The following is a 720-nucleotide window of genomic DNA, read 5'->3' as shown; positions in this document are numbered from 1 at the left end:
CTATACTGTTTTTTGCAACTCTAGTATATCAGATGAACATGTCTTTTGTGTTGCACTTCATTTTACAACAGGGCATACATTATTCTTTGATTTCAACTAGATTTTCATCAAGGAGTTTCGCTCCTAATGTATTCTTAAAATGTCCAAGTGCAAACTGGTGATTTTCAGGCCAGATTGATGCGACTGCTGGCTTAACAACTTCTATCTGATACCCAAGATTATAGGCATCAATAGCCGTATGCAATACACAGATATCTGTAAGAACACCTGTTAAAATGACTGTATCCACGCGACGCTCTCTCAGACGGATATCCAAATCTGTGCCAGAAAAAGCCGAATAGTGACGTTTGTCCATCCAGAAAACACGACTATCGCCAGCATATTCCTGATAGAACTCGGCTAACTTACCATATAGATTACGCCCTCTAGTCCCAATCAGATTATGAGGGGGAAATAGTTTACTTTCTGGATGAAAGACATCATTTTCCTCATGAGCATCAATGGTAAAGAAAATATAATCTCCACGGTCAAATGCTAATCTAGTCACCTGATTGATCGCTTCTGATATTGCTTGAGCAGGAGCTCCAGCTGTCAATTTTCCATAATCCGCTACAAAATCTTCTGTATAGTCAATCGAAATTAAAGCCCTGTTGTAAAATGAAGTGCAACACAAAAGACATGTTCATCTGATATACTAGAGTTGCAAAAAACAGTATAGAG

The 720-nt window shown here is 38.5% G+C and carries 1 protein-coding gene; it reads right to left on the bottom strand.

Annotated features, from left to right (window positions below):
- Positions 1-79 precede the first annotated feature (79 nt).
- Positions 80-673, bottom strand: coding sequence for a cysteine hydrolase family protein (locus K1I67_RS09745; RefSeq protein WP_223339750.1), 594 nt, complete (start codon positions 671-673; stop codon positions 80-82).
- Positions 674-720 lie beyond the last annotated feature (47 nt).

Origin of the sequence: Streptococcus infantis (assembly GCF_019929575.1) — a bacterium.
GTDB lineage: Bacteria > Bacillota > Bacilli > Lactobacillales > Streptococcaceae > Streptococcus > Streptococcus infantis_L.
This window is presented reverse-complemented; position numbering and strand designations above follow the sequence as displayed.